Origin of the sequence: Streptomyces sp. OZ13 (assembly GCF_052068155.1) — a bacterium.
In the GTDB taxonomy this organism is placed as follows: domain Bacteria; phylum Actinomycetota; class Actinomycetes; order Streptomycetales; family Streptomycetaceae; genus Streptomyces.
This window is the reverse complement of record NZ_JBQHCZ010000018.1, coordinates 150,539-164,168: the sequence shown is the minus strand read 5'-3', so window position 1 is coordinate 164,168 and position 13,630 is coordinate 150,539. Positions and strand designations below refer to the sequence as shown.

General features: G+C 69.0%; 5 protein-coding genes and 1 tRNA gene. 5 read left to right on the top strand and 1 reads right to left on the bottom strand.

Annotated elements, in window-relative coordinates; translation table 11 throughout:
* The first annotated feature begins 195 nt into the window (after positions 1-195).
* Positions 196-268, top strand: a tRNA-Thr gene (locus ACTMTU_RS30850).
* Positions 269-354: 86 nt separating this feature from the next.
* On the opposite strand, the gene ACTMTU_RS30845 is transcribed toward ACTMTU_RS30850, so the two are convergent.
* A complete protein-coding gene (locus ACTMTU_RS30845) occupies positions 355-3,003 on the bottom strand; it encodes a SpoIIE family protein phosphatase (RefSeq protein WP_441266710.1) in 2,649 nt (882 codons plus the stop codon).
* A 267-nt stretch (positions 3,004-3,270) separates the two neighbouring features.
* Here ACTMTU_RS30845 and ACTMTU_RS30840 point away from each other — a divergent pair, with 267 nt between their 5' ends.
* The 4 genes from ACTMTU_RS30840 to ACTMTU_RS30825 all read left to right on the top strand — a co-directional run bounded on the left by ACTMTU_RS30840 (position 3,271) and on the right by ACTMTU_RS30825 (position 13,612).
* Positions 3,271-8,736, top strand: a complete 5,466-nt coding sequence (locus ACTMTU_RS30840) for a HAMP domain-containing protein (RefSeq protein WP_441266709.1) — start codon at positions 3,271-3,273, stop codon at positions 8,734-8,736.
* Positions 8,737-9,010: 274 nt separating this feature from the next.
* Entirely contained in the window at positions 9,011-9,694 is a 684-nt protein-coding gene (locus ACTMTU_RS30835; protein WP_441266708.1) for a response regulator, read from the top strand.
* Between the two features lie 149 nt (positions 9,695-9,843).
* A complete protein-coding gene (locus ACTMTU_RS30830) occupies positions 9,844-12,600 on the top strand; it encodes a DNA translocase FtsK (RefSeq protein ID WP_441266707.1) in 2,757 nt (918 codons plus the stop codon).
* A 190-nt stretch (positions 12,601-12,790) separates the two neighbouring features.
* The gene (locus ACTMTU_RS30825) at positions 12,791-13,612 is read left to right on the top strand and encodes a helix-turn-helix domain-containing protein (protein WP_441266706.1); all 822 of its coding nucleotides are present in this window, start codon (positions 12,791-12,793) and stop codon (positions 13,610-13,612) included.
* Positions 13,613-13,630: the final 18 nt, after the last annotated feature.

Sequence of the window (13,630 nt, the reverse complement as noted above, 5' to 3'; positions counted from 1 at the left end):
GGAGAGTAGGACGCCGCCGAACAATCATTGTGGGAAAGCCCCGCACCTCTGGTGCGGGGCTTTCCTGCGTTCAAGGGGGGCACTGCACAGGCCGGCTTCCAGGAAGCGTGAAGGGCTGCTGGATCGATTGCGGCCGGTGGTTATGAGCATCCCCTGATGCAGGGTATGCTTTACCTCGTTGCCGCAGGGCAACAGGCCCCTATAGCTCAGTCGGTAGAGCGTCTCCATGGTAAGGAGAAGGTCAACGGTTCGATTCCGTTTGGGGGCTCCGGACAACAGAAAGGCCCCCGCCGAAAGGCGGGGGCCTTTTTCGTGTGCCGATTCGCTGACGCGGCCGGCTGCCATCAGCAGCCGTCAACTGTTGTGCGGCTCCGGGACGCGCATCGCGAGGATGGCCATGTCGTCCGACGCCGGCTCCGCCGCGAAGCGCTCCACTGCCCTCAACACCCGGGCCGCCACCGCACCGGCGGTGAGCCCCGTACAGGTCGTCAGAACGTCGCTCAGGCCGTCGTCCCCCAGCATGCGCGTGCCCTCGCGGCGTTCGGTGACGCCGTCGGTCACGCACAGCAGGACGTCACCCGGATCGAGCGTCACCATCTGCTCGTACAGCTCCAGGTCCTCCATCACACCGAGCAGCGGCTGTGGTTCGGCCGCCGGCTCCACGGTGCCGTCCTGGCGCAGCCGCAGCGGCAGCGGGTGGCCGGCGCACACGACCTTGAGGATCGCGCTGCCGTCCTCCTGCGGCCACAACTCGCCGTAGAGGAGCGTCAGGAACCGGCTGCGGGCCCCCTCGTCGAGAATGGCCGCGTTCAGCCGCTCCAGGACCGCGGGGCCTCCGAAGCCCTCCCTGGCCAGCAGGCGCAGCGCGTGGCGGGCCAGGCCCGTCACGGCCGCGGCCTCGGGGCCCGTGCCGCAGACATCGCCGATGGCGAAGCCGTACGCGCCGTCCCGGATGGGGAACAGGTCGTAGAAGTCGCCGCCGACCTCGTTGCCCTCACCCGCCGCGCGGTAGATGACCTCGACCTCCACGCCCTCGATCAGCGGCAGTTCCGGCGGCAGCAGGCTGCGCTGCAGGGACTGGCTGATCGCGACGCGTTCCGAATAGAGCCGCGAGTTGTCGAGCGCCAGGGCCGCTCGCCGGGAAAGGTCCTCGGCCAGTTCCAGGATCTCCTGGCGGAAGTGGTCGTCGGAGGGCTTGCCGAGGGTCAGCATGCCGATCACGCGGTTGCGGGCCACGAGCGGCAGTACGACGGTCTCGCCGCCGACAGCCGCCGCTGTGGCCAGCGTTGTGCCGATCCCGGAGGAGACGGGCGGAGTCGAGCCGAGGCCCAGTTCACGCTTGGAAGCGAGCAGGGCGGCGCGCTGTGCGGCCTCCGCGGGCGCGTTCCATACGCGGGCGCCGGGCGTCGGGACGGGGTCCGGAGGGTCGATCTTCGACAGGAGGGCCTTGAGGCCGTCGATGCGCTCCTCGTCCTCGTGCAACACATAGCTGAGGTACGGCTCGGACGACTGGTCGGCGATCGTGTAGACCGCGCACCAGGCGGCGAGCGTGGGAACCGTCATCTGCGCCATCAGGGCGAGCGTCTGGTCCCGGTCGAGGGTGCCGGCCAGCAGGTCGGAGGCCTCGACGAGGAAGGACAAGGAGCCGCGGCGCAGCCGTTCCAGTTCGCCGAGGCGGGCCGACTCGACGGCCAGCGCGATCCGGTCGGCGGCGAACTGGAGCCGCAGGGCCTCCTCGTTGGAGTAGCGGCCCGCGGATTCGGCGGCCACGCCGAGGGAGCCGGTGAGCCGGCCCTCCACCTTCAGCGGCACCGTGACCACCGAGCGCATGCCAGTGGAGTTGAGGAGCGGGACGGCGCCGGGAACGGCCGTGAGGTCCTCGTGGACCGCCGGCATGCGGGCGGAGCCGTACCGTCCGGCGCCCGCTTCCACCGGCACGCGTGCGAAGCGCTGACGGGCGGAGGGAAGGCCCGTCGTGGCCCGTACCTCCAGCTCCGTCTCGTCGTCGGTGGCGAGGAGCAGGAACGCGGCGTCGCCGTCGAGCATGTCCCTGGCCCGCTCGACGGTGCGCTGGAGCAGTCCGTCGAGGTCGTCGGGGGCGGGTGAGCCGATGAAGACCTCGAACGGGTCCGTGCTGCGGTGCTCCGCGCCGCTGTCGGGGGTGCGCTGCGGGGTCTGCAGTACGGCACGCTCGTCGTCGCGCACCAGGAGGCAGACCGTGGACGGCTCGCCGTCCGCGTCCCGTACGCGCAGGTGGGAGGCGTAGACCGGGAGTACACGGCCGTCGAGGCCGCGGATTCCGTAGCTGCCCTCCCAGCGGGACATCTGAAGGGCCTCTGCGATGCCCGTGCCGATGCCCGGTGTCTGCGGCCAGGCCGCCAGGTCGGTGAGCGGCTTGCCGACGACCTGGTCCGCCGCGTAACCGAACAGACGCTCAGCGTCCTCGTTCCATGCGGAGATAGTGCCGGTGCGGTCGATCTGGGTGACGGCGACCCGTACCCGTTCCTCGGCCACCGGAAGCATCGCGGTGGGCAGTACCGGGCCGGCCGACCTGGTGCCCACGGGCCGCTGCGGCAGATCCAGTTGGAACCACACCGTCTTGTGGGTGGGGGTGTATTCGACGCCCCACCGCGAGGCGAGCGCCGCGCACAGCAGCAGCCCGCGGCCGTTCTCGCTGTCGAGGTTCGCGATGGCGCGGCCGGCGCCCTGTATCGGGACCTCGCGCTCGGGGTAGCGGTCGGCGACCTCGACGCGGACGCCGTCCTCGGAGCGCAGGCACAGTACGTCCGCGGAGGTTCCCGCGTGGATGACGGCGTTGGTGACGAGCTCGCTGGTGAGCACCACCGCGTCGTCCACCACGTCGGAATATCCCCACCCTTGGAGGGTGTCGCGGACGAAGGCACGGGCGGTCGCGACGGACCGCCCGACAGGGTCGAAGCTGGCAGCCGCCCGCGCGGTGATCACAGAACTCCTCGTACGCGTCTCGACGCCCGGCTCTGCCATGATCGGCCTACCCCTCCCGGTGCCCGGTGGTAGCGAGCACCACACCGCCCCCGCCGGGCGGACCGGGGCGGTTGGACAGCCGGATGCCAGGTTACTTACCTTCGCTGTCCGAGCGGATGCCGGTTGCCGCTGTTTCCGCCCTCCGGGGGTGGGGACGCTATGCGAAGCTGCCGAACTGTTATCGCCTGGTTCCGGCATGGTGAAACACTGGGCAGGCTTCCTGAGACTGCCCAGGCAGTGACGGTCAACCCCTGCGGGAGGGACACGGTGGAGTCTGGCGTGACGGCGCGGGCAAAGGATACGCGCGCGAAAGGCGGACGGTCCCGGAGCAATGGGACAACCGAAGTCGATACGGCGGCCCTGAACAGGCTGCTGGCGGCGCTTGTGACGATGCGCGACGGGAATTTCCGCCGCCGTCTGACGGTGTCCGGCGACGGTGTGATGGCCGAGATCGCGGCTGTCTTCAACGAGGTCGCCGACCGGAATCTCCACCTCACGGGTGAGATCGCAAGAGTCCGCAGGATGGTCGGCCGTGAGGGAAAGCTCACGGAGCGGCTGGAGACGGGTGCCTGCGAGGGGTCCTGGGCGGCGGCTGTCGACGCCGCGAACGAGCTGGTGGACGACCTGGCGCGGCCCGTCTCCGAGGTCGGGCGTGTGCTCTCCGCGGTCGCCGACGGTGATCTCGAGCAGCGGATGGAGCTGCGCTCGCCCGCCGCGGACGGTCAGGACGGGGCGGCGGCGGTGCGCCCGCTGCGCGGCGAGTTCCTGAAGGTCGCGCGTACGGTCAACAGCCTGGTCGACCAGCTGTCGGCGTTCACCGACGAGGTGACCCGGGTCGCTCTCGAGGTGGGCACGGAGGGCAAGCTCGGCGGCCAGGCCCAGGTGCGCGGTATGTCCGGTTCGTGGAAGGACCTCACGGATTCGGTCAACACCATGGCGTACCGGCTGACGGCGCAGGTACGTGACATCGCTCTCGTCACGACCGCGGTCGCGAAGGGTGATCTGTCCCGCAAGGTCACGGTTCATGTGGCCGGCGAGATGCTTCAGCTGAAGGACACCGTCAACACGATGGTCGACCAGCTGTCGTCCTTCTCCTCCGAGGTGACCCGGGTGGCCCGGGAAGTGGGCACCGAGGGCGAGTTGGGCGGCCAGGCGACCGTTCCCGGTGTGGCCGGCGTGTGGAAGGACCTCACCGATTCGGTGAACACGATGGCCGGAAACCTCACCTCCCAGGTGCGCGGCATCGCCGAGGTGACGACGGCCGTCGCCAACGGTGACCTGTCTCAGAAGGTCACGGTCAACGCGCGGGGCGAGGTGGCCCAGCTCGCCGAGACCATCAACCAGATGACCGAGACGCTGCGGACGTTCGCGGACGAGGTCACGCGCGTCGCCAGCGAGGTCGGCGCGGAAGGTCTGCTCGGCGGTCAGGCGCAGGTGCCGGGTGCGGCGGGTACGTGGAAGGACCTCACCGATTCGGTGAACACCGTCTTCCGGAACCTGACCACACAGGTGCGCGACATCGCGCAGGTGACGACCGCGGTCGCCAACGGTGACCTGTCGCAGAAGGTCACCGTGGATGTCGCGGGCGAGATGCTGGAGCTGAAGAACACCGTCAACACGATGGTCGACCAGCTGCAGTCCTTCGGTTCCGAGGTGACACGGGTGGCCCGCGAGGTCGGTGTCGAGGGCCGTCTCGGCGGTCAGGCCGAGGTGCCGGGTGCGGCGGGTACGTGGAAGGACCTCACCGATTCGGTGAACACCGCGTTCCGGAACCTCACCGGCCAGGTGCGTGACATCGCGCAGGTGACGACCGCGGTCGCCAACGGTGACCTGTCGCAGAAGGTCACCGTGGATGTCGCGGGCGAGATGCTGGAGCTGAAGAACACCGTCAACACGATGGTCGCGCAGCTCTCCTCCTTCGCCGACCAGGTCACGCGCATGGCCAGGGACGTGGGTACGGAGGGCCGCCTGGGCGGCCAGGCCCGGGTGGACGGCGTCAGCGGAACCTGGAAGGAGCTGACGGACTCCGTCAACTTCATGGCCGGCAATCTGACGTCGCAGGTGCGTCAGATCGCGCAGGTGACGACGGCGGTGGCGCGTGGTGACCTGTCGCAGAAGATCGACGTGGACGCGCGGGGCGAGATCCTCGAGCTGAAGAACACCATCAACACCATGGTCGACCAGCTCTCCGCCTTCGCGGAGCAGGTGACCCGGGTGGCCCGTGAGGTGGGCACCGACGGCCGTCTCGGCGGTCAGGCCCAGGTGCCGGGCGTGGCGGGTGTGTGGCGCGACCTGACCGACTCGGTGAACGGCATGGCCGGGAACCTCACGGCACAGGTCCGCAACATCGCGCAGGTCGCCACGGCGGTGGCGCGTGGTGACCTGTCGCAGAAGATCGACGTGGACGCGCGGGGCGAGATCCTCGAGCTGAAGAACACCCTGAACACGATGGTCGACCAGCTGTCGAACTTCGCGGAGCAGGTCACCAGGGTGGCCCGTGAGGTGGGCACCGAGGGCATCCTCGGCGGTCAGGCGGAGGTGCAGGGAGTCTCCGGCACCTGGAAGGACCTCACCCAGTCCGTCAACTTCATGGCGAACAACCTGACGAGTCAGGTGCGCAACATCGCGGAGGTGACGACGGCGGTCGCCAAGGGCGACCTGTCGAAGAAGATCACCGTCGACGCCAAGGGCGAGATCCTGGAACTGGTGACGACCGTCAACACGATGGTCGACCAGCTGTCCGACTTCGCGGACGAGGTGACCAGGGTCGCCCGCGAGGTGGGTACCGAGGGTGTGCTGGGCGGTCAGGCGCGGGTCCGCGGTGTGACCGGCATCTGGAAGGACCTCAGCGACAACGTCAACCTGATGGCCAACAACCTCACCAGCCAGGTGCGCAACATCTCCCGTGTCTCCGCGGCGGTCGCCAACGGCGACCTGACGAAGAAGGTCACGGTGGAGGCGCGCGGCGAGGTCGCGGAGCTCGCCGACACCGTGAACACGATGGTGCGCACGCTGTCGTCGTTCGCCGACGAGGTGACCCGGGTGGCCCGTGAGGTGGGCACCGACGGCCGTCTCGGCGGTCAGGCGCGGGTGCCCGGTGTCTCCGGCACCTGGAAGGACCTGACCGAGTCGGTGAACTCGATGGCGTCCAACCTGACCGGTCAGGTGCGCCAGATCGCGACCGTCACCACCGCCATCGCCAAGGGCGACCTGACCCGCAAGATCGACATCGATGCGCGGGGCGAGATCCTCGAGCTGAAGACCACCATCAACACCATGGTCGACCAGCTGTCGTCGTTCGCCGAGGAGGTCACCAGGGTGGCCCGCGAGGTGGGCACCGACGGACAGCTGGGCGGTCAGGCCCGCGTCCGTGACGTCGACGGCACCTGGCGCGACCTGACCGAGTCGGTGAACGAGATGGCCGGGAACCTGACCCGTCAGGTGCGTGCCATCGCGGCCGTGGCGACCGCGGTCACCCGCGGCGATCTGAACCTCAAGATCGATGTGGACGCCGCCGGCGAGATCCAGGTCCTCCAGGACAACATCAACACGATGATCGCCAACCTGCGCGACACCACGCTCGCGAACGAGGAGCAGGACTGGCTCAAGGGCAATCTGGCCCGTATCTCCGGTCTGATGCAGGGCCGCCGCGACCTCGACGACGTCGCCTCACTGATCATGAGCGAGCTCACCCCGGTCGTCTCGGCGCAGCACGGTGCCTTCTTCCTGGCCGTGCCCGCCGGCAACGGCTCGGAGACCGGCGGCGGTGAGTCGTACGAGCTGTGCATGCGCGGGAGTTACGGATACTCGGCCGGGCTGATGCCGACGTCGTTCCGGCCGGGGGAGACCCTGATCGGGACGGCTGCCGAGGAGAAGCGCACCATCCAGGTCAACGTTCCGCCGGGCTACCTGCGGATCTCCTCGGGGCTGGGTGAGGCGTCGCCCGCCTATGTGATCGTGCTTCCGGTGCTGTTCGAGGGGAAGGTCCTCGGAGTGATCGAGCTGGCGTCGTTCCAGCCGTTCACGCAGATCCAGCGGGACTTCCTGAACCAGATCGCCGAGATGATCGCGACGAGCGTCAACACGATCAGCGTCAACACGAAGACCGAGGTGCTGCTCAAGCAGTCGCAGGAGCTGACGGAGCAGTTGCGTGAGCGCTCCGCCGAGCTGGAGAACCGGCAGAAGGCGCTCCAGGCGTCCAACGCCGAACTGGAGGAGAAGGCCGAGCTGCTGGCGCAGCAGAACCGCGACATCGAGGTGAAGAACACCGAGATCGAGGAGGCCCGGCAGGTGCTGGAGGAGCGGGCGGAACAGCTCGCGGTCTCCATGCGCTACAAGTCGGAGTTCCTGGCGAACATGTCGCACGAGCTGCGGACGCCGCTCAACTCCCTGCTCATCCTGGCCAAGCTGCTCGCGGACAACGCGGAGGGCAATCTCTCCCCGAAGCAGGTGGAATTCGCGGAGACGATCCACGGCGCCGGTTCCGATCTGCTGCAGCTGATCAACGACATCCTCGACCTGTCGAAGGTCGAGGCGGGCAAGATGGACGTGAGCCCGACCCGTATCGCGCTGGTGCAGCTGGTGGACTACGTCGAGGCGACGTTCCGGCCGCTGACGGCGGAGAAGGGACTCGACTTCTCCGTCCGCGTCTCGCCGGAGCTGCCGGCGACGCTGCACACCGACGAGCAGCGGCTGCTGCAGGTGCTGCGCAATCTGCTGTCGAACGCGGTGAAGTTCACCGACAGCGGTGCGGTCGAGCTGGTGATCAGGCCGGCCGGCACGGATGTGCCGCAGTCGATCCGCGAGCAGCTGTTGGAGGCGGGATCGCTGCGCGACCCGGACGGGGACCTGATCGCCTTCTCCGTGACCGACACGGGCATCGGGATCGCGGCCGGCAAGATGCGGGTGATCTTCGAGGCGTTCAAGCAGGCCGACGGGACGACCAGCCGTAAGTACGGCGGTACGGGCCTCGGCCTGTCGATCAGCCGGGAGATCGCGCGGCTGCTCGGTGGCGAGATCCACGCGGCGAGCGAGCCGGGGCGCGGTTCGACGTTCACCCTGTACCTGCCGCTCCACCCGAGCGAACTGCCGCCGCAGGGCTACCCGCAGCTCGGACCGGGCGGCGTCGGAAGCCGTCCGGGCGAGGAGGGCGTCGCGGAGGACGGCGGGGCGCAGGTGCGGCCGCAGCCGACCCAGGCGGCTCCCACCGGCCCCGCGGCTCTGCTGCGGCGGCGCCGCAAGGCCCAGGCGGCCCTGGAGCCGTCGCGGGGTGCGGGGCAGCCGGGGGAGACGCCCGGACAGGAGCCGTGGGTGGCCGGCGAGCAGGAGGGCCCGGAGCAGCGGCGGGTGTTCACCTTCGACGGTGAGAAGGTCCTGATCGTCGACGACGACATCCGCAATGTCTTCGCGCTCACCAGTGTTCTGGAGCAGCACGGGCTGTCGGTGCTGTACGCGGAGAACGGCCGGGAGGGCATCGAAGTCCTGGAGCAGCACGACGATGTGACTGTCGTACTGATGGACATCATGATGCCGGAGATGGACGGGTACGCGACGACCACGGCGATCCGGCGGATGCCCCAGTTCGCGGGCCTGCCGATCATCGCGCTCACGGCGAAGGCCATGAAGGGCGACCGGGAGAAGGCCATCGAGTCCGGAGCATCCGATTATGTGACCAAGCCGGTGGATCCCGACCACCTCCTGTCGGTGATGGAGCAGTGGATGCGCGAGAAGTGACGGCAGGTCGTGTGATTGTGTGCGAGTCCCTGATCGACTTTGGCCGGAGGCGTGTGGGAGGGGAGGATCCGGGGAACTATCCGGTCTCCCCCCACGTTTGCGGTACGTGCACAGTGACATCACGGTGACAGGGTGTGGCGACGGGCGGGGTGCGGCTACGATGACCGGCACAAGGACGGGCGGCGCAAGGGAGTCGTCCCCTGGGGCGGCGCCCGGTGCGTCCCCCGGCTCATCGAGCTGGGGAGACCCCATGCCGGGGCGAGGAGGACGGGGCATGGTGCAGAAGGCCAAGATCCTCCTGGTCGATGACAGGCCGGAGAATCTGCTCGCGTTGGAGGCCATTCTCTCAGCGCTCGATCAGACGCTGGTGCGGGCATCGTCAGGGGAGGAAGCGCTCAAGGCGCTACTGACGGACGACTTCGCGGTCATTCTGCTGGATGTCCAGATGCCTGGAATGGACGGGTTCGAGACCGCCGCGCACATCAAACGCCGGGAGCGGACGCGGGACATTCCGATCATCTTCCTGACCGCTATCAACCACGGCCCCCATCACACTTTCCGTGGCTATGCCGCGGGTGCCGTGGACTACATCTCCAAGCCGTTCGACCCGTGGGTGCTGCGCGCGAAGGTCTCCGTCTTCGTCGAGCTCTACATGAAGAACTGCCAACTGCGGGAGCAGGCGGCGCTGCTGCGGCTCCAGCTCGAGGGCGGCAACCAGACCGAAACGGGAGCCGGCCGGGAATCCGCGGGTCTCCTCGCCGAACTGTCCGCGCGGCTCGCTGCCGTCGAGGAGCAGGCAGAGGCCCTCTCCAAGCAGCTCGACGACGACTCGGCGGACGCGGCGGCCGTGGCGACGGCCGCCCACCTCGAGCGCAAACTCACCGGACTGCGCAGGGCTCTTGACGCCTTGGAGCCCGGCACGGGCGGCGGTTCGCCGACCCTTCCCTCGCAGAGCTAGCGGCAATCAGGCGCCGGGCGTCGGGCTCCTGCCGGTGTCCGACCGGCGCTTGATGTCACGTCAGTTCTCCGCACCATCAGCCACGACACGAACGGGTGAAGCAGTGGGCACACGTGTCCGCTGCGGTCGACACCGGTAACCTCACCACCATGGCCTCACGTACGTCCGGCAAGGGTTCCCAGGGCACGGCGGGCACCGCGAAGCCGCGCGCCGGCCGTACGACCGGCGCCGCGAAGAAGGCAGCGCCCGCAAAGAAGAGCGCCGCCAAGAAGGCCGTGCCTCCGAAAAAGGCACCGGCGAAGAAGGCGGCGGCGAAGAAGGCGGTCGCGCCGAAGCCCGCACCCTCTCCCACCGGGGGTGTGTACCGCCTGGTTCGCGCCGTCTGGCTCGGGATCGCGCACGCCGTCGGAGCGATGTTCCGCGGCATAGGGCGTGGAGCCAAGGGTCTCGACCCGGCGCACCGCAAGGACGGGCTGGCTCTGCTGCTGCTCGGCCTGGCGCTGATCGTCGCGGCGGGTACCTGGTCGAATCTGCGCGGCCCCGTCGGCGATCTCGTAGAAATGCTCATCACCGGTGCCTTCGGAAGGCTCGATCTGCTCGCGCCGATACTGCTGGGCGCGATCGCCGTGCGGCTGATCCTCTTCCCGGAGCGGCCGGAGGCCAACGGCCGTATCGTCATCGGCCTTTCCGCTCTGGTCCTCGGTGTGCTCGGTCAGGTGCACATGGCGTGCGGCTCGCCCGGCCGGGGCGAGGGCACGGAGGCGATCCAGGACGCGGGCGGCCTCATCGGCTGGGCCGTGTCCAAACCGCTGATCTTCGCCATGGGCGAGGTGCTCGCGGTGCCGCTGCTCGTACTGCTCACCGTCTTCGGCCTGCTCGTGGTCACCGCCACGCCCGTCAACGCCATTCCTCAGCGACTGCGGCTGCTCGGCTCAAAGCTCGGCATCATCGAGCCGCTGCCCGGCCCCGACGCCGAGACGGACGACGAGCGGTACGACGAGCAGTGGCGCGAGGCTCTGCCCGCCCGCCCGGGCCGTTCGGCCGGCCGCGGCGGCGCAGTCGCGGAACCCGGCCCGGACGCGGCGGAGGAGGCCCTCTCCCGGCGCCGCCGGCCGCGCAGGCCGTCGGCCCAGCCGGCCCTGGGCAGGGAGATGGACGCGGTGGACGTCGCTGCGGCGGCGGCCGCAGCGCTCGACGGAGCCGTACTGAACGGCATGCCGCCCTCGCCGCTCGTCGCCGATCTCACCCGGGACGTCACCGCCGAGCGGCAGCGTGCCGCCTCCCCCGTCCCCACCGCACGCGAACCCGAGACACCCGGCCGCGAGCAGAAGGCCCCTGGGGCGAAGGGAGCCGTACCCGACCTGACGAAGCCGGCGCCCGACGAGTCCCAGCCCCTGCCGCCGCGGGCCGAGCAGCTCCAGCTGTCGGGCGACATCACCTACTCGCTGCCCTCGCTCGACCTGCTCGAGCGAGGCGGCCCCGGCAAGACCCGCAGCGCCGCCAACGACGCGGTCGTGGCCTCGCTGACCAACGTGTTCATGGAGTTCAAGGTCGACGCCGCCGTCACCGGCTTCACCCGCGGTCCGACGGTCACGCGGTACGAGGTGGAACTCGGCCCCGCCGTGAAGGTCGAGCGCATCACGGCCCTGACCAAGAACATCGCGTACGCCGTCGCCAGCCCGGACGTGCGGATCATCTCGCCGATCCCCGGCAAGTCCGCCGTGGGCATCGAGATCCCGAACACCGACCGCGAGATGGTCAACCTCGGCGACGTGCTGCGCCTCGCGGACGCCGCTGAGGACGACCACCCGATGCTCGTCGCGCTCGGCAAGGACGTCGAGGGCGGCTATGTGATGGCCAACCTGGCGAAGATGCCGCACGTCCTCGTCGCGGGCGCCACCGGCTCCGGCAAGTCCTCCTGCATCAATTGCCTGATCACTTCCGTGATGATAAGAGCGACGCCGGAGGACGTACGGATGGTGCTGGTCGACCCCAAGCGGGTCGAGCTCACCGCCTACGAGGGCATCCCGCACCTGATCACGCCCATCATCACCAACCCCAAGCGGGCCGCGGAGGCACTGCAGTGGGTCGTGCGCGAGATGGACCTGCGCTACGACGATCTCGCCGCCTACGGCTTCCGCCACATCGACGACTTCAACCAGGCCGTACGCAACGGCAAGGTCAAGCCGCCGGAGGGCAGCGAGCGGGAGCTCCAGCCTTATCCGTATCTTCTGGTCATCGTGGATGAGCTGGCGGACCTCATGATGGTCGCGCCGCGTGACGTGGAGGACGCGATCGTCCGCATCACGCAGCTGGCGCGCGCCGCGGGCATCCATCTGGTATTGGCCACCCAGCGGCCGTCGGTCGATGTCGTCACCGGCCTGATCAAGGCGAACGTGCCCTCCAGGCTCGCCTTCGCCACCTCCTCCCTCGCCGACAGCCGGGTCATCCTCGACCAGCCGGGTGCGGAGAAGCTCATCGGCAAGGGCGACGGCCTCTTCCTGCCCATGGGCGCCAACAAGCCCACCCGCATGCAGGGCGCCTTCGTGACGGAGGAAGAGGTCGCCGCGGTCGTCCGCCACTGCAAGGACCAGATGGCCCCCGTCTTCCGGGACGACGTGGTCGTCGGCACGAAGCAGAAGAAGGAGATCGACGAGGACATCGGCGACGACCTCGATCTGCTCTGCCAGGCCGCCGAGCTCGTCGTTTCCACGCAGTTCGGCTCGACGTCGATGCTGCAGCGCAAGCTGCGCGTGGGTTTCGCGAAGGCGGGACGGCTGATGGACCTCATGGAGTCGCGGAACATCGTCGGCCCCAGCGAGGGGTCGAAGGCCCGTGACGTTCTCGTGAAACCGGACGAACTGGATGGAGTGCTCGCCGTGATCCGGGGAGAGACTCACTCGTAAGGGTTTGACGGGCAACCGTTTCCCTTGGTCGTACGTCAAGTTGGAGGGAGGGATGTACAGATGTCCCGACCCCGGGACCGCCCGGCCATTCCGATGGCGTACAAAGCTTCACCGCCCGGTTGCCCCACCCTTTCGTACCACCCATAGACTGAACCTCCAGCAGGTGGTTACACGCTCGAAAGGCGCCCCCGTGTCCATCGGCAACTCCCCCGAAGAAGACCGGCCTTCAGTCGAAGACGAGCGGCCTTCGATCGGTCGCGTGCTCCAGCAGGCGCGTGTCGGCGCAGGCCTCACCGTTGACGAGGTCAGTACCTCCACCCGGGTGCGCATCCCCATCGTGCACGCGATCGAGGAGGACGACTTCTCCCGTTGCGGCGGCGACGTGTACGCCCGCGGGCACATCCGTATGCTCGCCCGCGCCGTCGGACTCGACCCCGAACCGCTCGTCGAGCAGTTCGACGACGAGCACGGCGGCCGCCCGGCGCCGACCCCTGCCGCCCCGCTGTTCGAAGCCGAGCGCATCCGTCCCGAGCGGCGCCGCCCCAACTGGACCGCCGCCATGGTCGCGGCAATCGTCGCCGTGGTCGGCTTCTCCGGCTTCACGCTCTTCAGTGACGCGGAGAGCGGCGGCGGCAACGTCGCCGAAGGCCCCGCCTCCGGCACGAAGCCCACTCCCACCGACGCCCGGACGACCAAGCCCGCCGATCCCAAGCCCGACCCCTCGGACAGTGCCATCGCGGCCCTGCCGAAGGACAAGGTCACGGTGAAGCTGTCCGCCACCAGCGACAAGAGCTGGATCTCCGCCAAATCGCACAACGGCAAACTGCTCTTCGACGGGCTGCTGCTCAAGGGCGAGACCAAGACCTTCCAGGACGACGAGCGCGTCGACCTGATCCTCGGCAACGCCGGGGCGATCGAGCTGTTCGTGAACGGCAAGAAGGTCCAGGACGAATTCAAGATGGGCGGCGTCGAACGGCTCTCCTACACGAAGGGTGACCCCGAGGTCGGCTGAGCCCCTCGTCCCGGCACG